Origin of the sequence: Saprospira grandis str. Lewin, from assembly GCF_000250635.1 — a bacterium.
Lineage (GTDB): Bacteria > Bacteroidota > Bacteroidia > Chitinophagales > Saprospiraceae > Saprospira > Saprospira grandis.
On record NC_016940.1, the window covers coordinates 4,229,560 to 4,254,593 of the forward strand.

General features: G+C 43.6%; 22 protein-coding genes and 1 pseudogene. 5 read left to right on the top strand and 18 right to left on the bottom strand.

The genetic code is table 11. The features are described from left to right. Positions 1–23: 23 nt before the first annotated feature. On the top strand, positions 24–1,079 hold the full coding sequence (gene lpxD / locus SGRA_RS18695) for a UDP-3-O-(3-hydroxymyristoyl)glucosamine N-acyltransferase (RefSeq protein WP_015694396.1): 1,056 nt from the start codon (positions 24–26) through the stop codon (positions 1,077–1,079). Here the strand turns inward: lpxD and SGRA_RS18700 are convergent. Beyond that, positions 1,076–1,537 carry a TPM domain-containing protein gene (locus SGRA_RS18700; protein ID WP_002660797.1) on the bottom strand — a complete coding sequence of 154 codons (462 nt, stop codon included), beginning with the start codon at positions 1,535–1,537 and terminating at the stop codon, positions 1,076–1,078. The genes lpxD and SGRA_RS18700 overlap by 4 nt on opposite strands. 165 nt (positions 1,538–1,702) lie before the next feature. Then, positions 1,703–3,367: a glycerol-3-phosphate dehydrogenase/oxidase gene (locus SGRA_RS18705; RefSeq protein WP_015694397.1), complete on the bottom strand. Its 1,665-nt coding sequence runs from the start codon at positions 3,365–3,367 to the stop codon at positions 1,703–1,705. 301 nt (positions 3,368–3,668) lie between these two features. Between SGRA_RS18705 and SGRA_RS18710 the strand changes: the two genes are divergently transcribed. Next, a complete protein-coding gene (locus SGRA_RS18710; protein WP_041330000.1) occupies positions 3,669–4,541 on the top strand; it encodes an STAS domain-containing protein in 873 nt (290 codons plus the stop codon). Positions 4,542–5,210: 669 nt separating this feature from the next. On the opposite strand, the gene SGRA_RS18720 is transcribed toward SGRA_RS18710, so the two are convergent. The 4 genes from SGRA_RS18720 to SGRA_RS23645 form a co-directional block, all read right to left on the bottom strand. After that, positions 5,211–6,020 carry an IS3 family transposase gene (locus tag SGRA_RS18720; RefSeq protein WP_041329494.1) on the bottom strand — a complete coding sequence of 270 codons (810 nt, stop codon included), beginning with the start codon at positions 6,018–6,020 and terminating at the stop codon, positions 5,211–5,213. Then, a complete protein-coding gene (gene tnpA, locus SGRA_RS18725; protein WP_015691370.1) occupies positions 6,017–6,316 on the bottom strand; it encodes an IS66 family insertion sequence element accessory protein TnpA in 300 nt (99 codons plus the stop codon). The genes SGRA_RS18720 and tnpA overlap by 4 nt, the downstream gene beginning before the upstream one ends. A gap of 145 nt (positions 6,317–6,461) precedes the next feature. Further along, complete coding sequence (locus tag SGRA_RS18730; protein WP_015694401.1) at positions 6,462–7,091, bottom strand: hypothetical protein; 630 nt, start codon at positions 7,089–7,091, stop codon at positions 6,462–6,464. A 1-nt stretch (position 7,092) separates the two neighbouring features. Continuing rightward, positions 7,093–7,479, bottom strand: a complete 387-nt coding sequence (locus tag SGRA_RS23645) for a hypothetical protein (RefSeq protein WP_015694402.1) — start codon at positions 7,477–7,479, stop codon at positions 7,093–7,095. Between the two features lie 254 nt (positions 7,480–7,733). On the opposite strand from SGRA_RS23645, the pseudogene SGRA_RS24345 reads away from it, so the two are divergent. Continuing rightward, a pseudogene (locus tag SGRA_RS24345) lies at positions 7,734–8,851 on the top strand (IS3 family transposase). A gap of 43 nt (positions 8,852–8,894) precedes the next feature. Here the strand turns inward: SGRA_RS24345 and SGRA_RS18750 are convergent. From SGRA_RS18750 to SGRA_RS18765, 5 genes are all read right to left on the bottom strand, one after another. After that, a complete protein-coding gene (locus SGRA_RS18750; RefSeq protein ID WP_041329782.1) occupies positions 8,895–9,404 on the bottom strand; it encodes a hypothetical protein in 510 nt (169 codons plus the stop codon). Beyond that, positions 9,371–9,544: a hypothetical protein gene (locus tag SGRA_RS24215; protein ID WP_015694406.1), complete on the bottom strand. Its 174-nt coding sequence runs from the start codon at positions 9,542–9,544 to the stop codon at positions 9,371–9,373. Before SGRA_RS24215 ends, SGRA_RS18750 begins: the two co-directional genes overlap by 34 nt. A gap of 180 nt (positions 9,545–9,724) precedes the next feature. Then, a complete protein-coding gene (locus tag SGRA_RS18755) occupies positions 9,725–9,985 on the bottom strand; it encodes a hypothetical protein (RefSeq protein WP_015694407.1) in 261 nt (86 codons plus the stop codon). Positions 9,986–10,446: 461 nt separating this feature from the next. Further along, a complete protein-coding gene (locus SGRA_RS18760; RefSeq protein ID WP_041330002.1) occupies positions 10,447–10,863 on the bottom strand; it encodes a hypothetical protein in 417 nt (138 codons plus the stop codon). 186 nt (positions 10,864–11,049) lie between these two features. Next, entirely contained in the window at positions 11,050–11,637 is a 588-nt protein-coding gene (locus SGRA_RS18765) for a hypothetical protein (RefSeq protein ID WP_245538593.1), read from the bottom strand. A 543-nt stretch (positions 11,638–12,180) separates the two neighbouring features. Here SGRA_RS18765 and SGRA_RS18775 point away from each other — a divergent pair. Together SGRA_RS18775 and SGRA_RS18780 are read left to right on the top strand one after the other, a co-directional pair. Further along, the gene (locus SGRA_RS18775) at positions 12,181–13,299 is read left to right on the top strand and encodes a DUF4856 domain-containing protein (protein ID WP_015694411.1); all 1,119 of its coding nucleotides are present in this window, start codon (positions 12,181–12,183) and stop codon (positions 13,297–13,299) included. Positions 13,300–13,393: 94 nt separating this feature from the next. Beyond that, complete coding sequence (locus tag SGRA_RS18780; RefSeq protein ID WP_015694412.1) at positions 13,394–14,485, top strand: imelysin family protein; 1,092 nt, start codon at positions 13,394–13,396, stop codon at positions 14,483–14,485. Between the two features lie 672 nt (positions 14,486–15,157). Here SGRA_RS18780 and SGRA_RS18790 read toward each other — a convergent pair. From SGRA_RS18790 to SGRA_RS18825, 7 genes are all read right to left on the bottom strand, one after another. After that, positions 15,158–17,353: an OmpA family protein gene (locus tag SGRA_RS18790; protein WP_015694414.1), complete on the bottom strand. Its 2,196-nt coding sequence runs from the start codon at positions 17,351–17,353 to the stop codon at positions 15,158–15,160. Between the two features lie 345 nt (positions 17,354–17,698). Further along, positions 17,699–18,115 (bottom strand): 6-pyruvoyl trahydropterin synthase family protein, encoded by a 417-nt coding sequence (locus SGRA_RS18800; RefSeq protein WP_015694416.1) that lies wholly within the window; start codon positions 18,113–18,115, stop codon positions 17,699–17,701. Positions 18,116–18,175: 60 nt separating this feature from the next. After that, positions 18,176–19,201 (bottom strand): acyl-CoA reductase, encoded by a 1,026-nt coding sequence (locus SGRA_RS18805; protein ID WP_245538594.1) that lies wholly within the window; start codon positions 19,199–19,201, stop codon positions 18,176–18,178. Positions 19,202–19,330: 129 nt separating this feature from the next. After that, entirely contained in the window at positions 19,331–20,764 is a 1,434-nt protein-coding gene (locus tag SGRA_RS18810; RefSeq protein WP_222831692.1) for an ATP-binding protein, read from the bottom strand. Between the two features lie 136 nt (positions 20,765–20,900). Further along, positions 20,901–21,428 (bottom strand): T9SS type B sorting domain-containing protein, encoded by a 528-nt coding sequence (locus tag SGRA_RS18815; protein WP_015694420.1) that lies wholly within the window; start codon positions 21,426–21,428, stop codon positions 20,901–20,903. A 19-nt stretch (positions 21,429–21,447) separates the two neighbouring features. Beyond that, positions 21,448–24,558 carry a type I restriction endonuclease subunit R gene (locus SGRA_RS18820; RefSeq protein WP_015694421.1) on the bottom strand — a complete coding sequence of 1,037 codons (3,111 nt, stop codon included), beginning with the start codon at positions 24,556–24,558 and terminating at the stop codon, positions 21,448–21,450. A 16-nt stretch (positions 24,559–24,574) separates the two neighbouring features. Beyond that, positions 24,575–24,988 (bottom strand): hypothetical protein, encoded by a 414-nt coding sequence (locus SGRA_RS18825; protein ID WP_015694422.1) that lies wholly within the window; start codon positions 24,986–24,988, stop codon positions 24,575–24,577. Positions 24,989–25,034 lie beyond the last annotated feature (46 nt).

Sequence of the window (25,034 nt, forward strand, 5' to 3'; positions counted from 1 at the left end):
CCACCATTCAATCTATCTGCATAATGAAATCTGTTTCTGCTGCCGAATTGGCCCATTTGCTCGACGCTAAAATTGAAGGCGACCCCAATGTTCGGGTCCATAAACCCGCCAAAATTGAGGAGGGCGAGCCTGGTGCCATTAGCTTTTTGGGCAACCCCAAATACGAATCTTACCTTTATAATTGTGCCTCCTCTATTGTTTTGGTGGGGCTTGACTTTGAGCCGCAGGCGCCAGTTTCGGCCACCTTGCTGCGTGTAAAAGACGTTTATGCCAGCCTTAGCTTTTTGCTACAGCATTTTCAGGCTGCCCAGGCGGAGGCTCCTGCGGCCCAGCAGATTTCGCCTCAGGCCGTCATTGATCCTTCGGCAAAGGTTGCAGAAGGTGCAGAAGTGGGCGCTTTGGCCTATGTTGGCCCCAATGTAGTCATTGAGGCGGGCGCAAAAATTTATCCGCAGGCCTATATTGGCGCAGATGTAAAAATTGGAGCAGGCAGTATCATTGAGCCTGGCGTTCGCATTTTGAAGGGCTGTCAAATTGGCCAAAACTGTATCATTCATGCCAACTCCGTAATTGGTTCCGATGGCTTTGGCTTTGCGCCTCAGGCCGATGGCAGCTATGAGAAGATTCCACAACTGGGGATTGTCATTCTAGAAGATCAGGTAGAAGTGGGGGCCAATACGGTGATTGACCGTGCCACCATGGGGCAAACCCTAATTAAGCAGGGGGTAAAGCTCGACAACCTCATCCAAATTGCTCATAATGTAGAGATTGGGAAGCATACCGCCGTGGCTGCTCAGGCGGGCATTGCGGGCAGCACCAAGGTGGGCGAAAACTGCCTTATTGGTGGACAGGTGGGGCTGGTTGGCCACATCCAATTGGCCAAGGGCACAAAAATTCAGGCCCAAAGTGGGATCAACAAGAGCGTAAAAAAGGAGAACCAGGCGCTCTTTGGCTCCCCGGCTCTCCCTTATAATGATTTCTTGCGCTCTCAAGCGGTCTTCAAGCAGTTGCCCCGCCTCCAAAAAGAGGTCAATGCACTTAGAAAAGCCCTAAAGGCCCTGCAAGAAAAAGAAGACTAAGCCTTAGAAATTTCATCAGGCAATTCGTTCTGATCGTCATCTCCAGCATGTGGAAAATGGGCCTTGAGTTGCTCGCCAGTTTGTAAAATGGCAGCCTTGAGGCCTTCTAAAAATTGCTTTTTCTGAAAAGCCGTATGCAAATTATCCCGAATTTCATCCCAGAAATTAGCGGGAACCACCGCATTGATGCCCTGATCGGCCACAATGGCAAATTTGTGCTGCTCATAGGCCAGATAAAACAAGACCCCATTTTGCTGCTTGGTTTTTTGCATTTCTAGTTCCTTAAAACAGACTAGAGCACGGGCAAAAGCATCTTCTCCCTTAAATTTGGGTTCTACATGTACTCGAATTTCCCCAGAGCTTTTAGCTTCGGCCTCTCGGATGGCCGCAATCAATTGGTCTTCCTCTTCTGGCTTAAAAAAATGCTTGGGTTGCTTACTTAAGAATGGTATTTTCATAGGATTATTTTTTTGTTTTTTTGGGGCCTCCGCCTCCCTTCGGTCGTCGGCGCTACGTTTCGCAGCTCGCAAGCCTGCTCGGCCCTTCGCCGCCTTCAGCGGCTCGGTCTGGCCTGCGGCCACTGCTCCACATCGCTAGGCCAATAGGGCCAAAAACTTTTATAGTTAGGCAAAATCTACGGCTTGCATATAGGCTTGTTGTAGTTCTTGCATTTGCAATTGCAATTCTGAGGGCCCCCAATTAAAGTATTTGAGCATGCGCTGCATCACTTTGGGGTATTCGGCAATAATAGCGGCCCGTTCGAAATAGAGCTTGCCTGTTCTGCGGATAAAGAAATCGGCCAAACTGCCCACACTTTCGTATTCTAGGGCATATTGCAGCTCGGCAAAGAGCAGGCGATCGGCTGGATTTTGGACCTCGGCATGTAGGGCAAAGGCATTTTCTAGAATAAGGTCCAGATTGGCCCCATAGCGTCTAGCCAAGCGACCAATTTGCTCTGGGCTGGCCGAAATCTGCTTGGCCTCTCCCACTCTTAACTGAATAAAGCGGTCAAACTCTTCTTCGCTGGCAAAATCGCCTCCGCTCAAGACCAATTTTTCGGTTTGGCAGCTGGCTTCGATTCCTAGGCGCTTCACAATTTGGTCCACCACTCTTTCGGCCATTTTGCGGTAGCCAGTCAGTTTTCCACCGGCAATAGAAATGAGGCCAGAAGAGGCATAAAAAATCTCATCTTTTCTAGACAGCTCCGAGGCCGACTTACCATCTTCATGAATCAGGGGCCGCAAACCCGCCCAAGAAGAGTCGATATCATCTTCCGTTAGAGGGTGTTCGGGAAACATTTCCTTACAGGCGGCCAAAATATAATCCACATCGGCTTGTTCGCTGCGGGGGCTATCAATGGCTCCTTTATAATCGGTGTCGGTAGTACCGATATAAGTACAATTCTCTCTAGGAATGGCAAAAATCATTCGACCATCTTGGCGCACATCAAAATAGACGGCCTGTTGGATGGGCAGGCGCTGCCGATCGACCACCAGATGCACTCCTTTTGATAAATGTAGGCGTTTGCCCTCTACCCCATCGGCATCTTTGGCGCGGAGTTCATCCACCCAAGGGCCTGTAGCATTGACTACATGTTTGGCCTTGAGTTCATACTCTTCCTCCAAGATATAATCGCGAATAGCTGCTCCTGTGACTTGTCCATTTTCATCATAGGTAAAGTTGAGCATTTCGCTATGATTGAGGGCCAAAGCACCCTGTTCTACGGCCGTTTTGATTAGCTCAATGGTCAGGCGGGCATCATCTGTTCGATATTCGTAATACATGGCTCCAGCCTTAACAATACCTTGAGGCAAAAGGGGTTCTGCTGCTAGGGTTTCCTCTTTGCTCAGCATTTGGCGGGCCTCTGTTTTGTTCACTTTGGCCAGGCGGTCATACACCCAAAGCGCCAAAGAGCTCGACCATTTTCCCAAAGAGCCCTCTTCTATAATAGGAAGGAGCATTTTTTCGGGCCGAACAATATGACGGGCATTATGGTGTACAATGGCTCGTTCTAGGCCCACTTCACGGACCAAGCCCAGCTCCAATTGCTTAAGATAGCGCAAACCGCCATGAATAAGCTTTGTCGAGCGACTGCTGGTTCCCCAAGCAAAATCATTTTTTTCGACCAATACCACCGAAAGTCCTCGGCTAGCGGCATCTAGAGCAATGCCGGCCCCAGTGGCCCCACCACCAACCACTAAAAGGTCGTAGGTTTTATCATGCGTAGTTAATAAATAACGGGCGCGTTCTTTTACAGAAAATTTATGAGTAGACGTTTTTGGCTGCATAACTAATTTTGGTAAAACAAAGAATTCATCTTCCTCAGTAAGTTAAGGAACTAGTAGAAAAAGCCGAATAAGTAGCCCTTTTTTTTTAGCGGACTTCTCTCTATCTGATTCGGGATTATACAGTAAAAACAACAGGCATTAGAGGCAAAAAAACAACAATAAACAGCAAGTTGTGACGAACAAAACTAAAAAACAATATTTAGTTACAACCAGTGCCACCGAAATTAAATTCTATTTTTTTAAGAACTTTCCTCCTAATGCTTATATTATGTGGCATTTTCAAAACAAAACAGTCAATAGCATGGGAAAACAAAAGACCTACTCTGCCGCCTTATACAGGCAGCTATTTTTTTATAGCGAGGAAGAAAGCCAGTTGATCAATTCGGCCAGTAAAAATATTGATCAGGAAGGGGTCGATTGGACCTTTAAGGAAATTACTAGTTGGATGGAAGAAGGCCCCTACAGCAATTCTTTTACCCAACAGATGGTAGAAATGACTCGGAGCGGAAAATCTGAGATTTGGAAAGATATGGCCGCAGGTTCTTTTAATGATGATTATGTAGAACGCCAAACAGAGGCCCGCTGGTTGTTTTTGCGTTCTGGCGTTAGTCTAGAAGCTTTTACGGCCATGATTGCTAAATTTCATGAGCTCATTTTTCAGGTTTTCATGAAATACAATACGCCCACTCCCGAATTGGTCCGGGCCCTCAAGGGCTTTGCCCAGATAGATCTCAGCATTGTCTCCGAAGTTTATCGACAAAAAGCAATTAACGATTTAGAGGAGCAAAATGAGGCCCTCAAGCAGTTATCGACTCCTATTGCTCAAATTTGGCAGGGGATTTTACTCTTGCCTTTGGTGGGCTTTATTGATTCTAAACGGGCCAAAGATGTTATGGAGGCCATGTTGGAAGAAATTGCCAAGAGTCAGGCTAAATTTTTCATTTTAGACATCAGTGGGGTGGCTATTGTGGATACTGCCGTCGCCAATCACCTCATCAAGATGACCAAGGCTGCTCGCTTGATGGGCAGTGAATGCATGATTTCTGGCGTTTCTGGTCCCATCGCCCAAACCATTGTCGAGCTGGGCATTGCCATTGATGAAATTCGGACCACGGGCAGCATGCGAGATGCCCTCCGCTTGGCTATCCAAGAAGGCGGCACAGCCATCGTTTAAGTTGATCCCCTTGCTATTCCCCTATTGATAACTCCTCATCTTTTTTTGGATGAGGGGTTATTTTTTTGGGGCCTGCCGCCTTCGGCGGCCGGGCCCTTACAGGGCTCGCAGGTCTGCTCGGCCCTGCGGGCTTCGCCCTTGGTCTGCCGCTGCGCGGCCCCCTTTCAGGCCCCTAGGCCGACGGGCCTTAGTCTGGCCTAACGGCCACTGCTGTCCATCCCTAGGCCTGCGGCGGCTTCGCCGCCTGCTAGCTGTGGCTGCAGGTTAAAACCAGCAGCCAATTTAGGTACAGCACAGCTAGCTCCTGACCAACAATTGGCCTGCAGCTTAAAAGCCGCAGGACCTGAAAACCAAATATTCCCTTTCCATAAACAAAGCAGGGGCTTTTAAGCCGCTGCGGCAAGAAAGACCAAGGCCCAACAAAAATGGCTGCGGCCTTTAGGCTGCAGGTAGCGGCAGAGCCGCCATGGCCGAAGGCCAAACGGCCACAACAAGCCCTTTAGGGCGTCTTCGACGACCAACGGGAGTAACCGATGTGCAGGGGTGGCCAAAGGCCAGACCAAGCGGGCGAAGCCCGCGCAGGGCCGAGCGAGCAGCGAGCCCCGAAACGTAGCGCCCGCCGAAGGCGGGAGGCCCTGTAGCCTACCCGTAAGGTGCAACCAAAAAATACTATACATCTAACATCGTCCTTTCAAAGTCATATGGGCTAATATTTCCCAGACTTTGGTGGGGACGATTAAAATTGTAGTGCTGAAACCAATTTTGAATTTCCTCATTTAGTTCTTCTAAAGAGTGGAACCAAGATAAGTTTAAACACTCTGTTCTCAAAGTTTTATTTAATCGCTCAATAAATGCATTTTGGGTAGGTTTTCCTGGCTGGATGAACTTTAATTCAATATCATGTTTTTGGGCCCAAGCAGCTAACTTTTTAGAGATGAATTCTGGCCCATTATCGCAACGAATATAGTCAGGTTTACCTCTGTAATCCAGTACTTTATCAAGTACATCAGTAAGCTTTTTTGCAGAGATACTTTGATGGGCTTCTGTCCACAAAGCTCGCCTTGAGGTCTCATCCATAATGTTGATAATTCGGACCGATTTCTTATCTGAGCTCATGACCCAATCGCTTAAAAAATCCATAGACCAACCCTTATTTACCTCCTTGGGCAAAGAGATAGGTTCAAATTTTCGGCGAATACGCTGACGCTTTGGGCGCTGTCTTAAGTTTAATTTTTCTCTCTTCCAGATTCTATACACCTTCTTATGATTGAAGATAACACCTTGATTTCTAATGTAATGAAAAACCTTCCAAAAGCCCCAAGCTAAATATTCTTTCGTGACTTCATGCAGTAATTTAGCGATTTGATCATCGACTACTTCTGGCCGATGACCTGACTTTCGTTTATAGTATGTTTGACGACGAAACCCCAAAACGACACAGATTCGACGCACACTGTACTTCTTGGACAGCTCGTCTATGACTCTTTCTTGTCTTTTGGGGTTAAGTGCTTTTTTGCCATTACATAGCCCTCTTCTAAAATTTCATAATTCATGCTTAAGTCTGCATACATCTTTTTTAAACGAGTATTTTGGGCCTCTAATTCCTTGATTAAACGCTCTTTATCGTCAACTTCTTGCTCTTTGGATCTTTTCCATTTATAGAAAGTGGCTGGGCTTATTTGGTGCTTTCTACACAAATCTGCCACGCTAAGGCCGCTGTCGTGCTCAGCTAAAATTGATAACTTCTGCTTTTCCGTGAATTTACTTTTTCGCATCCTTTTAGTTTTTGTTCTTTAAGATAATTATTTTCTATAACTAATGGTTGCTTTTTTGGGCAGGCTACAGCCCCAACTACACATCAATGTGTATGGGCTACTGGTCTGAAGATGGTTGATGCTACTAGTACAAACGAATACCTATTTACCTAAATTTTTGCATATTCCATCCATAATTCGTTTTCTCTAAAGGATTCTTATCTTCAATTTTTAAGTTTTCAAATTTTACTTTTTTATTTTTAGTACTCACTAGCCATTCTCTATAATAGCAAAAAACTTTTTTATAATGCTCTTCATTTAATACAACTCTCTGTTCATCTAGTCCTTTATCTAATAAAATATAATCACTATAGTCCCCCAAATTATACAATCGTTGTGCTTTACTAGATTTACTGCTTTTATATAGTAAACAAGTTTGGTTTCTATTAAAGTAAAAATCATCTTTCAAAAGGCTTTCAATTAAATACAACGCTACTGCTTGATTTGATGTAGCAAGCCTCTCTCTTGAATCTGAGCCTCTCAAACTATCCGGAACAGGGCTGAAACTTGTCTGCCATGAAGGATTTTCTCGTGTATCTCCTTCGTATCTCAATAAGTCTTCTATTAGTAGGTATTTATTTTCAACTAATAAGAGATTTTCTTTTGCATAAGAGATACTAATAACTAAACTATCTATCTCTATATTTTTTTTCATTTCTTGAGAAGATACCTTTGTAAAAAGACCTCCTATTAAAATAATAGTTACTAGTAGATATATTTTATATATAGACTTCATATTATTGCCCTTTTACCTTTTGTTGAATTTTGTCAAACTGGACTTGATTAACAGTACGCACCCCATTGTTAATACTCCCTTCCTTCGTACTTACTTTAGTATTTTCTAAATTAGACTTCCGGACTACCTCATATCGATCAAATTTTTTTTCCTCCCATGTTTTTTGAGGAGACAGTCCAGTCTGTTTCAACCCCACTCCTCCCTTAGAACTCACAGTCTTTGATGATTCGTACTTTTCTACATGTTCCATTCTACTACCAAGATAATATATTCCAACATCTCCTTTTTGGGGATCACTAATATTACGTTCATAACTATCTCCCTCTAGCAACTCTTCAGCTGGCGCACCATCTGCTGAGTAAGTATGAAGTACAAATTTTCCATCCAATAAACAATCTCCTGCACAATTAGGTGTAGCACTATGCCCTTACCCCCAAAATTAGGACAGTAGTTTAAGGTGGAAAAACGCAAGAAAAAAAGTCGTATAATGAAGCACTAAATTACAAAAGAGATGAGAAAGAAGCGCCGTAATTTCAGTTCTAAATTTAAGGCATGCCCTTACCCCCAAAATTAGGACAGTAGTTTAAGGTGGAAAAACGCAAGAAAAAAAGTCGTATAATGAAGCACTAAATTACAAAAGAGATGAGAAAGAAGCGCCGTAATTTCAGTTCTAAATTTAAGGCAAAAGTAGCCTTAGAAGCGCTAAAAGAGCAATTGACCTTGGCAGAATTAGCGACAAAATATGAGCTACATGCAAATCAAATATCGGCCTGGAAGAAAGAACTTTTGGCCAATAGTTTTTTGCTTTATGAAAAAAAGCGAGGGCCCAAAGTGGATGCTGATGAAGAAAAAGAAGCCCGTTTATATGAGCAAATAGGCAAGTTGCAGTTTGAGCTAGACTGGCTTAAAAAAAAATATAGAGGAATGTGATGAAGCTTTAAGACTGAGCCAAATAGCAGTATTAGAAGGACTTAGCATAGCTCGGCAATGTGAGTTAATGTCGGTTTCCCGATCAAAATACTACTATCAAGCTGTGGGCGAAAGTGCAGAAAACTTAAAGCTGATGCGTAAAATTGACGAGTTTCATCTGTCACATCCAGAATGGGGCTACCCTAGGATGACCGAGTATTTAAGGGCCTCAGGCTTGACTTGTAACAAAAAACGAGTTGCTCGCTTGATGAAAAAGATGAATATTCGATCTGTTTTACCTAAGCCAAACACCTCATTATCAGCTAAAAGCCATAAGAAATACCCTTATTTACTTCGAGGCCTAAAAGTGAGCCGTTCAAATGAAGTTTGGGCAACTGACATTACTTATATTCCTATGCAAGCGGGTTTTATGTACTTAACCGTTGTCATGGATTGGTATAGTCGATATGTTTTGAGCTGGCGGATTTCGAACAGCATGGATAAGCGATTTTGTCTAGAGGCTCTGGACGAAGCTTGGAAATGGGGGCAGCCAGAAATATTTAATTCTGATCAAGGAGCCCAATTTACTTCTCTAGAATTTACGTCTGAGTTGCTCAACAGAGGAATTAAGATCAGCATGGATGGAAAAGGCCGCGCCTTAGATAATGTGTTTGTAGAAAGATTATGGTGGTCCGTAAAATATGAGCATATTTATTTGAGAGCTTATGAAAATGGTTTTAGATTTACACAAAGGACTTAAAGAGTATTTTAATTATTATAACAATCACAGGCTTCATAGTTCTTTAGGATATAAAACTCCTCAAGATATTTTTCTTCAGCATCTTCTCTAGGGAGGGGAGCTAGCTCCCCTCCCTGAAGAACCTCCACCTTAAACTAAGGGACTTTCTGTTTAAGCATTGGGGTAGGCGCACTATTCTTGGGTCTAGGGTTATTCTTATCTACAGTTATACTTTCCTTAGAGATCACGGGTCTCTGATTTTTTACTGCACCTGTATAGGTAATTACTGCATTATAAACATTTCCATCTGTTACTAACTTAACTTTTACTTTTGAACCATCATCTGCTAGAATATATCCTTCTTGAGCATAATATCCATAAACATGAGCATCTGCTTTTGTATTTACTATTGTCTTATAGGTTAATGTACCTTCCTTGTGCATTCGCTTAATTTCTTGGTTAATTTCTTGTCTCGCACCATTTACGGAAGTCATCCCGTCTAGATCTCCCTGATCGTGAAATTCAACTTTTCCTGTTGGTGTGAAAATTATATTTCCATCTTCATCTACAACATAACCTCCATTTTCGTCCAGTAGTTTAATTGGAGAGTTTAGAGCAAAGACATATGGGCTTATATTAGAATAAATTGACTTATAAGGATCCACAGACCACCATCGGCCAATTCTCCCATCATAATTTCTTGCGCCAAAGTCAAGGTTTCCATCTGCAATCTCAGGATTTCCTCCTCTTGCCCATTAAACCCAAAACGATACTCCTCCCCACTCACAAACTTACGGCCAGGCATTTCCCAACCAAAGGGATTTTGAACTCATTTAAAAACAACTGTTCTTGGACTTGAAAGCTAATTTTGCGTCCTTCGTCGTTATTTTTCTCCACGATAGCGCTGCTATCCCGTCAAAAAATGCCTAGAAGACCCACAAAATTATTACTCAAGCCCTTCAAGAACGTCGCTTTCAAATGAGTTCTACAAACTTGCAGAAGAAACCTGCGCCAAATAATAATCTGCCTGTCCAGTTTGGCTGCTGTCTTGACCCAAAGATTTATCACTGACCGTAGCCAGTACGTTGCCTAAATGGTTGGACAGCTCATAGCGGCGGCGGCCCAGCTCAAGTTGCTGGTAGCTGCTTTGCGCCAAAGTGGTTTTGAGCAGGCTCCCAGCAGGCAAACCAAGGGTCCCCGACTCATCCCGATACCTTAAAGCTAAGGCTTTTTTCAAGATTCCCAAACGGGCAGAGCCATATAAATGTAGCTCCTCTAAATACAGGCTATCTTTGTCATCGACCAGCGCAATATTTTCTTCATTGTACTGATAAACCGCTCATATGCAAAATGCCAATAACCGCCTAGGGACAAGCCCCTAGGCTAGCTTTTTCAGACAGCCCTCTAAAGAGGGCCTTTGGATATGGTCCTTCTTTACGATAACAACTGAGCAAAGACGTAGATCATAATTTGAGGCCCTTTAGGGCTGACTCCATTGGATTAGCCTAGGGGCTTGTCCCTAGGCGATGAATGGCAGGCGGCAAAGCCGCCATGGCCGAAGGCCAAACGGCCTAGCGATGTGCAGGGGTGGCCATAGGCCAGACCAAGCGGGCGAAGCCCGCGCAGGGCCGAGCGAACAGCGAGCCCCGAAACGTAGCGCCCGCCAAAGGCGGGAGGCCTATAGAAAATCACTACAGACCAACGTAATCAATCATATATTTTTTTCAGCTTCAATAGAAAAAAATCTTCCTCTTTTAACTCCCCTTTGATAGAAAAAAATTTTGGATAAAACTTAACTCCTATCAAACTCCTTCTGATACAAGCTTCTTCTATTCGTTGATCTAAACAACTTAGACCTGAAGAATCTCTCACATAATAATCATAAACATAAAAGTAGTTTTCGCAATCTGATTTTGCGAGAAGGATAATAGCCTCTGAATGAACTATTTCACATTTAGAAACAATCATCGAATCTACATTTATATTTGAAAACAACTGACACTGCTCTATCCCTAACACATTATCAAGGTTAATTGTATCTGTTTTAACATACACCCTTTCCTGCCCTAAAAGGTTATTACACAGCATCATAAACATCAATAGCATCCCTTTTTGAACAATCATCAAACAAACTATTATATACATTAAGAAATAACTTTATCTGAGTACTGTGCCCACCCCAACACTTAAACAGAACATCCCTTCATTTAAGCTGGAGTTTCTAGCTAAAAAATCGCCAATATTTAAGCCTGCTCAACAATAGCTAGGCCTAGACAAAAAAGAGTCTTATCGCACTCCTTTACACATTGACTAAAACGTATTTAAAATACTCCAACTCAAAGTATCTCTGAGCCTTAATAATTCATTAAATTTATTAGGGTTTTGCTCCGCGCCCACAAAGACATCTTCAGCGCCAAAGCCCTCTAGAATAAAACAAGCTTCACCAAGGGTTATCGTCTTGGGATCCTGTTTGAGCTGTCCAATCAATGGACGATACAAAGAAGCTATATTCTTTTTCTTAAGCACATTTTTTACCACCTCATAATACCTAAATTCATCATAACATTCTGGCCAATAGCGAAACTCAATTTTCTTCTCGATCAGCTTAACCTCATCTCTGGTATCCAACTCTACTAATCGAATTAAATGAACAAGCGCTCCCAAACCACTATCTTTTGCAGGTATATACGTTATTCTATACACCTGACTATCTAAATGATTTCTACAAGGTTCATCAATAGCCTCATAAACTTTGGACATACAAAAATCACAAGCAGGGTCTCCTTTGCTCCTAAATTTCTTCTCCTCTTTACTCGAACAGGCAAGCAAAAAAGAAATACCCCCAAAAACAGCAATGCTAACTCTGAGCATATAAGGTAGATTGATTTTAATCGGCATAAAGTTCTTTCTAGTTCAAATGTTTGAAAAAGCCCAATTTCTCCCCGGCCCTTAAAGCTAAGGCTTTTTCAAAAAAAATAACGCTCTAACTAAAGTAACTCTTTGAGAGGATCAGCCCCATGCACAATAAAATGGGCCGATGGTTTTAACCTTCGGCCCATATCATTTATAGCAAACAAGGGCTTTAGCCCGCCAGTTTGCATAGCCCCACAAGCATGGGCTTTAGCCCATGGGCCAAAACTACCCAGCCGCCGAAGAAAACAGCCAAAAGAAAAAAGACCGATGTGCTAAAGGCGGCAAAGCCGCCGCAGGCCCAGCGCTGCGGAGCGGGTGGCCGAAGGCCAGACCGAGCAAAACGAGCGCTAGCGAAGTTTTGCGAAGGGCCGAACAGACCTGTGAGCCCCGCAGCATAGCGGCGGCCAGCTTGCTGGCCGCGGGCCCCAAAAATCCATCTAAAAAAAGCTTATTTTTATTTGGAATTAGTTTAGATAAGCATAAATTTGCAGCCGTTAAGTTATTCTTATCATAAAAATATAACCTCTTATGAATTTAGCGAGCTTACAAAAAGCCCTACTTATTTTGGCCGTTTTTGGCCTCGGTCTTAGCTCTTGTAAAAAAGACGATGACAGCTATGATGTGCCCGAAACTTACAGCTTTGAGAACGTTAGTTATAGCGGACAAACAGACCGCCTCGATATGTTGGGCGAACTAGCCGCTTATGCCAAATCGGCTAGTGCTCTGAGCGCAAATGCCTTGGATGCCAACAGCATGAAGGATATGTTTGCTAACCAAAATGATCCCTTTGCTGATGCAGATCTCAATGCAAGCAGCAAGCAGCTTAAAAGCAAGACGGTTTCTACAGAGCAGACGCTTATGGAAGACCTGATGGATGCGCTTGCCACAGCTAGTATGTATACCGATAGCACGGCTAGCAGCGGACAAGCCGGGATCATGCAAACCAATGATGGCGCAAGCAGCTACTTGCTCAATGCCAATGGTTTGGAGCTGGCTCAAGTGATCGAAAAAGGAATTATGGGCGCTTGTTTCTACTATCAAGCCACGGCCGTTTATATGGGCAGCGGAAAAATGGATGTAGACAATGAAACCGTAGTGGAAGGCGAAGGGACCGAAATGGAACACCATTGGGATGAGGCCTTTGGCTATTTTGGGGCGCCTACCGACTACCCTAGCAATACAACTGGCATCCGCTTTTGGGGCAAATATGCCGACGGTAGCCGCGAAACTTATTTGAGCACAGGAACCAACTTGATGAATGCCTTGATTGAGGGCCGTGCCGCTATTTCTGCCCAAGATCTAGACGAACGCGATGCTCAAATTGCTATCGCTCGCGAACAATGGGAACTGGTTTTGGCCGGCTCTGCCCTACATTATATCAATAAGGGAATCGCTAACCTTAGCGATGATGCCGCCGCCGCTCATCACGCGCTATCAGAAGCTTATGCCTTTGTTTACGGCCTCAAATTTGGCGGACTACAAACGCTTAGCACTGCTGATGTAGATGCTATTTTGGTTCAAGTTGGCAACCATGCCGATCCACTACAAGCCAATCTATATAACAGTACAAGCGCTAACCTTCAGGCTGCAAAGACCGCTTTGGTCAATGCTTTTCCGGCCTTAGCTAGCGTTCAGGACCAACTTTAAGCCTAGTTTTTTGTTTTTTGTTCATTCTCTTGGCTGCTCGGCGCTTCGGCGCTGGGCAGTTTTTATATTTTCAGCAATTCACAACCATCCATTTATGCTCAATTTCAACTACTACCAAGGCGGTTTATGTCTGGCCGCCCTGCTCTTTAGCCTCTTTAGCTGTGGCTCAGAAACCGAAGACCCCTGTGCTGTAGAATTTGACCAATTGGCCCTGCTCGAAAATGTAGCCGATAATTTTATTTCGCCCGCCTATAACAATCTACAAACTAAAGTAGACAGCCTAAATGATGCGGTAAATGCTTTTTGTGCCCAGCCCGATGCCAGCAAACTTCAGGCCCTCAAAAGCAGTTGGCTGTCGGCCAATATCGCTTTCCAAAACGCCAAAATCTATGAGTTTGGTCCCGCCGCAGATTACCAATTGCGCAGTAGCCTCAATAATTATCCGGTTTTTACGAGCCGCCTAGAGTATGCGATTAGCAGCCAAACTTACAACCTCGAAATTGATTCCTTTGCCTATACCCGCGGCTTTCCCGCTCTCGATTATCTGCTGCATCACGATAGCGAGACCCAAATTCTAAATGAGTTTGCCGATACCGCCCGACAAAATTACCTCAAGGCTGTTTGCCAGCAAATCAAGCAAAAAGTAGATTGGACCCAAGACGGCTGGAGCGCCTATGCCAATAGCTTTAAAACCACCGAAGGACTAGCCGTGGGCAGCCCCCTCAGCCTTTTGGTCAACCAGCTCAACCAAAATTACGAGCTGTTCAAAAATAATAAGTTGGGAACGCCCGTAGGCGCCAAGGTCAGCTATATTGCAGCACCCGAAAAAACGGAGGCCTACTATAGCGGCCAGTCGCTTATTTTGGCCCAAACTACCCTAAACGCCAGTCAGGCCCTTTTTAATGGTGGCAATGGCCAAGGACTAGATGATTATCTGGATGCTACGGCAGTTCAAAAGGATGGCCGCCCACTTAGCCAACTCATCAATGAGCAGTTTGATGCGGCCAGCAGCGCCCTCGATGCCCTAAATGGGCAAAGCCTAGCCGACAATATCCGCAATAATTTTGAGGCCTGCAAAAGCGCTTATGCTCAGGCCCAAAACCAAGTGGTCTATCTCAAAACAGACCTTCCCGCCGTCCTTTGCATCAATATCACTTATGCCGATAATACCGATGATGGCGATTAAATTACTGTTTTTTTGGGGCCTGCCGCCGAAGGCGGCCGGGCCCTTGCAGGGCTCGCAGGTCTGCTCGGCCCTGCGCTTCGGTGCTACGCACCTTCGGTTACTCCCTTTGGTCGTTGAACTGCGCCCTAAAGGGCTTGTTCTGGTCTGCCGCTGCGCGGCCCCCTTTCAGGCCCCTAGGCCGAATGGAAGTTCTGCGCTTCGGCCATCCTTTGATAAAAATTTCAGGCTAGTCAAGGCATTTTTTAAAGGCATAGCCCTAGCTATGGCTGAGAAAAATAACGCAGAATAGCAAGAAATTAAAGCAAAGGATAGAAGTGGCAGGGCTTTCATTTGGCCTTTGCCTGCGGCCCTTCGGGCCTGCTATATGGGCCTGTAGGTTAAAACCCACAGCCATACAACAACGGTATTGCTTCGCAATGATGTATGAATGAGGGTTGAAACCCTCATGAAATGAACTTTTTGGACATCCTTTATATGAGCATGGCCCTAGGCTAGCTAAAAAATCGTCATCCCCTCATTCGAGGGGATTTTCTGTTCCACTAGTCCTTGTTCGCTTTTTCAGACTACTCTTACCCCAAAAATTAGGACAGTAGTTTAAGGTGGAAAAAGTTAAGCTTAGACCATAAAAAGCCCTCCGTAGAGGGCTTAAAATAGCTAGTGAAGGTTAATTTATTAAGGCTTTAGCTGTCGGAGTTCAGAGAAGCTAATGGGCCGATAATTCAGTTTTTTCTGGGCCAAATCATCCGGAAAAGTACTCAGTTGGGCCAGTTCTAGCCCCCCATTTTCTTTAAAGCGCAAAGCAGTAATCTTCATTTTTTGGCTGCGGTCTACCTCTCCAGGCGTTTGATAGCTTTTTGTTTCTTTATTATAATACATCTGCATCACTCCACGAGTTTTGCTGAAGGTGGTACTTAGTCGCTCAGCAGCTTTTAATTTAGGGGCTTTTTCCACCTTAATTTGGGCCAGCATTTTCTCTTCTTCCTTTAGGTCTAGGAAACGGTCGCAGTTAATCCAGCCTAAGCGGTTAATCTGCATACTATTGACAACATATCGGCGCTGAAAGTCGGGAGAGATCTGCCCTCTTTCTATTTTAGCGGCAATGACTTTCTGATAGATTTTGTCTAGTTGGTCCACAAACTGCTGCAGTTCCTCGGCTTGTTTATTAAAGCCAGTCAGTGAAAGGACCTCATTATAGTTGGCAATCATTTTATTGAGCAAATGCGCATGTCGGTAGACGCCATTTAGGGTTTCGCTAGTACTTAGGGCCAATCTTCTTTGCACATCTTTCTCCTCTCTAGTTTGGATAGCACGAAGGTCTCGCATTAGTTTGTCGCGCAACTCATTGAGTTTATGATTGCGATTAAAAGTGTAATTGGTCCGAATACACTTCTTTAGCGATGTAGCCAATTGCAAAAAGATAGCGGGTTGTTTGGCTGCTTCTTCAATTTCCAAAAGGGTTTGCATCTCTTCCTCAAAGCCCAGTTGCTGGCATTCTTCCTTTAGGTAAGCTTGGTAGCGTTGTAGCTGCTTAGTATTGCCAATTAGGCCGACTAGGCTTTCGCTAAATGCGGCCGACCATTTAAAGTCGAGCATCCATTGGTTAATGTCAGCTTCATTGTTTTTGGCCAAATCGACCAAGAGGTCGAGGCTATCTTGCTGGGCCCAGTAAGCGGCCAAGTTAATTTCATATTGGGCCAAGGCCTGTTTATGGCGTTTTTGGGCCGCTGCATAGCTTTTGGCTCTGCCTTCATTGATTTTCTCAAAGCGTTGGCGGCGTTCTTCGGCCTTTTTGAGCAGTTGGGCGATGCGAGCCTCATATTTTTTGCCGCTTTCAAAGCGTTTCTTGGGGTTTTCGCTACGGATAGCCTTTTCATCCACTACAGGCAGCTCCATATATTCTAGGGGAGCTAGGGCGCCAGGCTTTTGCGGCATAGCCAAAAGATGCTCAATTTTAGGCATGGGCGGTGCGGCAATAATGCGAATAGAGTCTAGGTCTAGCAAATTAAATTTAAAAGTGGGGGGATCTTTCTCAAAGTTAAAGCTCTTGACTTTGGTCCCAGAGGCTTCCCAGACAATATCTTCTGTGGTTTGGCTAATATCTCGATCAGCATAAAAGACCTGCATGCCTTCGTTTAGGGGTTCATCGGAAGGAAGGCGAAGGTTGAGGCTGGCTTTGGGCGCCAGTTGTAGCTTCTCATCATTCAGATCTTGGGCCTGAATATTGACCATGCCGCCTGTTTCGATCAGTTCATGGCCAGGGGCCACAGTTTGTAGATTCTGCATCCACATATCGTTAAGGCTGAGGGCTTCTCGCAGTTCTATTTTCACTTTATCATCGCTGAGAGCTTGGCCATTGGCCCGAACAAAGCTGCCTGCGGGAATAAACAACTGGCTGCCATTGGCCCCAAAGATCAGGGTATCTCTATTGGGGTTGATCCAAAACTCCTGTTTTATGCGCTGGTCCATAAAGCTATAGAACTCTTTCCAGTTTTTGGGTTGGAAGACCTGCAAACGGACCTCTACTCTTCGGTTTTCGGCCCAATCGCCTTCAGAGAGTTCTCCCTTTGCCGTTAGCGAAAAGCTAGCGGTTTCTAAGCCGTTTGCTTCTAGATATTGAGCCACAGCTTGGGCTCTTCTTCGGGCGAGATCTTCATTATAGCTCAGGCTACCCGCTTCATCGCAAAAGCCTTTGAGGTCCAAAACAAGGTCGGGATATTCTTGGCTTTCGGCCAAGAGCTGTTCTAATTTTGCTTTTGCTTTTTTCGTCAATTGGGCTTGGCCTGATTCAAAGTAAACGGACTGCTCAAAATTTTGAGCAAAAGCGGAGAAGCTCAGGCTAACAAGGAGAACAAAAAGGATATTTCTCATAATGGCTTAGAATTTTGTTTTGGAAAAAGAACATTTGGCTGCGCATCTGTTCTTTTAATCTCTTTTTGGTCCAAAGGTTACGACTAAAGATTTTCTTTTTTTAAAAAAAAGGGCCGAAGCCGACTGCCATAAAGCAAGAAAAAATGATGTGCGGCCTAGCGATGTGTAGGGGTGGCCGAAGGCCAGACCGAGTTTTTTGAGCAAAGCGAAAAAACGAAGGGCCGAGCAGACCTGCGAGCCCCGAAACGCAGCGCCGACGACCGAAGGGAGGCGGAGGCCCCAAAAACAAAAAAACCAGCTCATCTTTACAGACAAACTGGTTATATAGTACTGATTTAAAGCGGTTTACTCTCCGAAGTACTCGCAATAAATTTTGGGTGTTTCTTGTAATTTCACGCAATGCAATTGGCAATTATCGGGCAGGAAGGGCGCCAACTCTTGCCAGATATAATAGACTAGATTTTCGGTAGTGGGCAGCACGCCTTCGGGCAAAAAATTGGGGTCCATATTCATATTGGAGTGGTCCAGAATATCGGTTACTTTTTCGCGCATAAGTTTGGCCAGCACCTTGGCATCCATAAGAAATCCGGTAACGGGATCGGGTTTTCCCTTGAGGGTCACCCAAAGCTCATAATTATGGCCATGAAAGTTTTTGTTGGCGCATTTTCCGAAGATTTCAAAATTTTTCTCATCGCTCCAGCTGGGCACCCAAAGTTGGTGAGCGGCATTAAAACTTTCTTTTCTACTGAGGTATACAAGCATATTGCATCTCCTTTTTGGCCCTTTTGAGAAACAGTCAAGGGACCTTTTTATCAAATAAAATTATAGGTCTAGCAAAAAGGCTAGGGTATCTTTTCCGTCGGCAAAATTGCTCCATTTGGGCTGTTGAGCCTGCCCAAATTTTACGCTTGGCCCTGCTAGTGTGAGTCTTTGATTGACTACAACCTGAATCTTGTCCCAATCCTTGGCGAGCAGCTGTTCTAGCTCTTCCAGATCGTTATAGACCTCATAATGCAGACTAGCGATTCTAGATTCGAGGGCCGGCAGGGGCAAAAGCGAAAGGACCGCATTGACATAATGTTCTTGGCCATTGAGCAAGTACAAAGAGCGGTTATAGTCGTAATTATTGCGGTATTTGCTATGGTGTTCTAGGGGCGTAAAGGCCTCTAATCTTTGCATAAAGAGTTCAAAATTGAAGTCTTTAGGCAGATAAATTTTGGCGACAGAGCGGCAGCCCAGGCCAAAATAATCAAAGATATCGCGACCTAGGGCCAGGATTTCCTCCTCGCTTTCCTCTCCAGATAAAACCGCTACAGATTTACGGTTTTTGCGGATAATATGCGGCTTTTTGCTAAAATAATGTTCAAAATAGCGGGCCGAATTATCGCTGCCGGTAGCAATGACGGCATCAAAATTCTTGAGTTGGTCCACCACCTCAAAATAGGGTGCAATAGCGGGCTGCTGCTGTTTCCAGAGGGCCAAGAGGGCGGGAATCAGCACGGCATCCTTAGAAGAATACTTAATGAGGGCCTTATGTCCCGCCAAAAAGCAGAGCAAAATATCTTTGATGCCCACCATGGGAATATTGCCGGCCAGCACCAGCCCAACTCGCTTACTAATGGGATAATCTTCTGGCTGATAATTGGCCAAAAAGGCGTTGAGTTCCTCCTCGGCCAAATAGTTATTGGTCAGGGCATCCAAGGCTTTTTGGCTATCCTCTGCCCGAAACCAACCATTTTGTCGATAAGCCAGCGGGAAATGTTTCCGCATTTCTCCCTGCCCATATTCAGAGGCCAACAATTGCCCCAAATCGATTAGCGCTTGCTTGCGCGCCGCAAAATCCATCATGCTCTATTTTTAATATGTGTTCGGCGCAAAGTTCGCAAAAAAAAAGAGCTAGAACGAATAAGTTATTTAAAATATGTTTTGGAAAAAAAAGACCGAGCAGCTGAGGGCTACTCGGTCTTTGGGTTGGAATTAGTTTAATAGCTTCACGGCAAGCTTACCTATAAGCTCTGTTAGTTCATTTTCAAACTCTCGAGTTACATCATGAAAATTGGTTTTCGCATGCACTAACTCATGCATTAAAGTACCTGCAAAACATTCGAGTGAGTCCAATGCCTTTACTGAAATAACAATATTATCCTCTAGTGGATCCCAACAGCCCAAAGTATTGTCTTCTGAGATAGTTTTCCTCATAGTTTTAGACAACTTAATTTCTCTTACTCTTTCTGGCAGCCCCCCATACAAATCAACAATTTCAGCTAAAAAGCTCCATATGTACTTTTTCCTTTCCGATAGCTCATCAGCCTCACAAAATTCAAAAGAAAAGCTCTCATTATACGCCGATAAAAAGTTTTCTAAGCTAGTAATAGCATTTCCAGAGGCATCTTTAACATTGTCAATCTTCGCCTTCAAATTTTTAGGAATAACAATAAGCGACCGCCCTTCATTTTTGGCATCATCAATAATACTTGTATTGTTAACTACCTCTTCATTTGTAACAAAAATATAATCGCCCAAAGCATTTAAAGTACTGATAGCATGAATCTGTACGTCTACCCAACTCAACTCGTCAAATGATTCATTTTCACTTAGACGTTTAAGGTCATTTGCTAACAAAAAAGCGGCAATCCTTGAATTTGATTTTTTTAAGATCCTCTTTATTGCTTCAGTGTAAGCACTGCGCCCTACATTTGTTCTTTCTCGATTAAGTGACTTTCTAATTTTTGCATCTAGGTAGGTTATATTATAACTAAATAAAAAGTTAGCCTCTTCCGCAACCTTTACACCATTTATATAGATATATGATGCGTCGTTTTTAGTGTCTCGCCCAATAATATCTCCTTTAGATGTTGACTCAATCAAACTACTTTCAGTGAATCTCAAAAAAAGTTGTTTGGCTTTCTCCATATCCTCATCCGCCAACCCTTTCAATATAAACTCCGTCCCTTTCATATCAGGGAACTTAGCTGGGCCTATCACTGCATGTAGAGTTGTAACATCGCCAAATTCTCCCTTAGCTAATCGCGCTGTACGGAAACTTTGATGCGATGAATTTATTTCAACATCAATAGAATTTCTATCTAAAGTAGCCAAGGCATCCTTTAGTCCAATACCAAAATTCCCTATTACCTTAGGGTGTTTTTGCTTTTCTTGATTTTCATTTTGAGTCAAATGAAAGTAGTTAAGTCCTCGACCAAAATCTCTAATACACCAAGCTCCATCAGGTCTTTTAAAGATCTTTATCTCCTCAGTATCTGTCAATAGTTCCTCATCTAAAGCATTCGCTATAATTTCTCTTACAGCATGTGCAGGTTCCCAACTCTCTAGGATCTTCTCAATATTTAAATCAAATTTTTTCTCTGTCATATCTGTTTTTATTTGTGTTAGTAATTTACGCTTTATCATCTGATATTTCTCAAAACTTCCCTATTTATTACTATCCATAAGTATTATATTATATGTTTTGAAGCTGCTGTTTTGGGGCCTCCGCTGCGGCTTCGCCGCCTGCTGGACCTAAATGAGGAGAAGCGACCCTAATTACTTAATAAGTCAAGCGAAAACGTCCTCTTTTTGTCCTTTCTTTACCAGCTATTTTATAGCTAAAAACATAAATATAATCATCTTGTGCCTGCAAAACTCCATTGACTCTACCATCCCAGCCCTTAATAGAACTGGAACGATCTCCGTCAAAAACAATACTACCCCAACGATTATAAATCGTAAAACTAATAATTTCAATCCTAGGGCTAAGAGGATATGGCAAGGGCCGGAAGTAATCATTAACGCTATCACCATTAGGCGTAAAAACAGCCGTAAATCCTTCAATATCATCTTCAGCAACTAGATCTAAGGGCCTATCTAGTTTTTTTATTGTTTTAAAGTAAGAAGGAGCATCTTCTAAGGCAGTATCCTCTATCGATAAAAACAGACTAGTGTCTAACTCCTCTTTCGCTTGCTCTTGAATGGTATTAACTTGACGAACGGCTGGTGTTCCTTGCTCACAAGAGGATAAAAAAACAGCTCCACCTACCCACAAAAAAACTCCCTTCAATCTACCCTTTCCTAACATATCATCAACTTTATCAAAGCTAAATATTCCGCTTAATCGCCTCTTGCTCCACATAGCGCTTCAGCCCATCAATAATGGCTTGAGCAAAACCTTCATCTTGTACAAACTTCCGATAGAGCTGAATATCCAGTTTGCGATGATGCGTCATGACCTCTTTCATAATTTTATCGAAAGCCATATCCCTATTCTGTGCATCGGGATTTTCCATAACCTTATCCTTATAATCTGGGTGGTTCAAAATGCCCTCTCCAAAAGAGGCAAAACGAATCCGCTGCTCCTCTGGGGTAGCCCCCCAATCCTTAAACCAGCGCTCATTAAACATCCTCAAGATTTCTTCTAAAGTATCTTTTTCCTCTTCTTCATGAGCTCCTCTGGGGTTGGCATTCTGAGGTTTTAGGCTAGTTTCCTCTGCATCCAATTCTATTTTATGATTGAGCTTTACGCGCTCAATACCATAAGTAGACAAATCTACGGCATCCAATAAGCTGTCTAGCTGGTCCTTATCTTTATTCCTAATGACCATCTTGGGAATAAGAAACTTTAAGAACCAAAATAGCTGCTCCCAATTCAAACGGCTATAATCCATATCCATATCCATAATTGAAGCCAGTTGCCCATAAATCTTAACAAACTGCTTGGCCTTAATTTTATAGTCTGCTTTTTCTTCATCGGTAAGTTCTAGCTCCTCATTAAAACGATGAGCTGCCTGGTCTATAATTGGACTCAATAGCTGGGCATCAGCATTATCAAAGAATAAATTAGTAAACTCCTTTACTTCGGCCAGTTCATATACCCCAGGGTCTTCTAGATGGTCCTTTAACTCATGTAATATATTCACATCTGTAGCCTCAGACAAACTGGTTGCGGTATAAAAATCATCAAAGGCTTTTTTGATGTCTTCTGTACTATTAAAGAAGTCCAATACAAAAAGATCTTCGGTCTTCTTGCCCAATTTATTAGCCGAGCGATTCAGACGCGATAAAGCCTGTACCGCCAAAACCCCTTGTAGCTTTTTATCAATATACATACTACAAAGCTTGGGCTGATCAAAACCTGTAAGGTACTTGTTGGCCACAATCAATATCCGATATTCATCCATATCAAAATAACGGGCAATCTTATCACTGATGTAGTCTGGGTCCGAAGACTTTGCCCGATCTAATTCGGCAGGTAAATAGTTGATCTGCTCTTCTGTATACTCTATACCCTTCAACATTTTTTTACCAGAAAATGCAACCAATATCCTGAAGGGGTTCCCCTTTTGCTCCAACAATCGCTGCATGGCCTGATAATATAAAATAGCCGCCTCAATGCTCTGCGTTAAGACCATCGCCTTGCCTTTCCCCTTTAACTTCCGCTTCGCCTGCACTTGCTCCATAAAATGATTGAGCATAATCTCGGCCTTGGTCGCTATTGTCCGCTCTTGCCGCTCTACATACTTCCGCAATTTCTTTTGCGCCTTTTTGGTATCAAAAAGGGGATTCTCCGCTATAGATTTTTGTAGCTCATAGTAGCTCTTGTAGGTCGTGTAATTGGCCAAAACATCTAAAATAAAGCCCTCCTCTATGGCCTGCTTCATAGAATACAAATGAAAAGGCTTAAAACTCCCATCTGCCTGCCGAACCCCAAACTTTTCTAGGGTCGAGTTCTTTGGCGTAGCCGTAAAGGCTAAATAAGAAACATTCTGCCGCATCTTACGGGAAGACATCAAATCAAATAGCTTGTCCTGAGCATCGCCCAAGCTATCATCTGTTTTGGCAAAAGTCATATTCATTTTGTCTGCAGTGGTCCCCGTCTGTGAACTATGCGCCTCATCTATAATTACCGCAAACTGCTTCTCATTCATCTGACTAATTCCCTCCAAAACAAAAGGAAACTTTTGTATGGTCGTAATGATAATCTTTTTCCCCAGCTCTAATGCCGCCTTCAAATCTGCAGAGCGATAAGCTGGAGCAACAATGTTTTTGACCTGAGAAAAACTCTTAATGTTCTCCCTAATTTGCTTATCTAATAAACGCCGATCCGTTACCACAATAACCGAATCAAATAAAGGCCTTTCCATTCCTCTAAATCCCCTAACATTTTCATGCTTAGGGTAGGTCTCTATCAACTGATAGGCCGCCCAAGTTATAGAGTTGGATTTTCCCGAACCCGCCGAATGCTGAATCAAATAGGTTTTTCCCAGGCCTTCCGCTTCTATATCCGCCACAATCTTACGAACCACATCCAACTGATGAAAACGAGGAAAATATAAGGTCCGCTTGTTTAATGCAGTCGTTCGCTTGCCATCAAAGCGCACAAAATGCTGAATCAAATTGGCCAAACTCTCCCGCTTGAAAATTTGCTCCCACAAATAGGCGGTTTTATGCCCAAACTCATTAACGGGATTCCCCTTGCTTTGCCCATTCCCCTTATTAAAAGGCAAAAAGAAGGTCCCTTTACCCGCCAAACGAGTAGTCATATAGACCTCATCTGTATCGACCGCAAAATGAACCAAACAACGACCAAATTGCAAAAGCGGCTGCCGTATATCTCGGTCTTCTCTATACTGTTTTTGCCCATGATAACGAGCATTCTGCCCCGTCCAAGGATTCTTGAGCTCCATCGTAATTATAGGCAGACCATTTACAAAAATGACCATGTCTATTTCCTGTAAGGGCTTATCTAGTGAATAACGCAATTGCCGACTCACACTAAACTCATTTTGCTCAAACTGCTGCCGAACTCTTTTCCCACTACTCGCTAAGGGCAAGGGATACAATAACTCAAAATGCGCATCATCAACATCTAGCCCTTTGCGCAACAGTTCTAAAACCCCATATTTCTTGATGAGCACATTCAAGCGATGAAGGATCTTTAATTCCCCATCCGACCGCTTGCGCAGCTTGGCCAACTCCTCGGCCTGACTGCTTTCTAAGAAATGCCAAAAACGCCGCTTGTCTATGGCCCATTTTGCATCATAATCATTAGGGTCCCCTATATAAAACCCATTGCCCGAACGGTAGTGGATCTCCCCCTCCGCCATCTGCTGGGGCGCATAACCCTGCGCTTTCAGCTCCTCTAAATTACTACCCGTTAAGGCTTTTTCTATGGCCGCCTCTAAGGCCTGTTCATTCGTCTTGCTTGGCATCTTTGTTTTGTTTGTTTTAAAAGTACTCTTGAAGCAGAAATAGAACTATTTCTCCCATCAAGCTCAATGTCCGCTGTATAGTTAGAGAATCATGTATACGAACAATCCCTTTTCGCTGCTCATATCGAAATTGCTCCTCTGCGCTCAATACTCGATAATCTGCCTTCGCATAACTTACCCAATCATCATATCCAATCTTATGCTTAGCAAAGCCAGCCTCTAAACCTGGATTATCTGTCACAGGCTTTACATCCTCTAGCAACACAGCAATTGCCAAAACAGTAAAGCCCCTAGTCACAAGCATATAATCGCCCTTTTTGGCGGTTTCCCCCCCACTAGGATGATTCAAAACAATCCCCTCTCCTAGAATATACTCATAAAAGTCAGGGGCATCTGCCCCCCACTTCGTTCCTAATTTCCAAATGTTCATAGTTTGTCATTTTTATTTCCCTTAATATATCAACTTTCCCCTACTC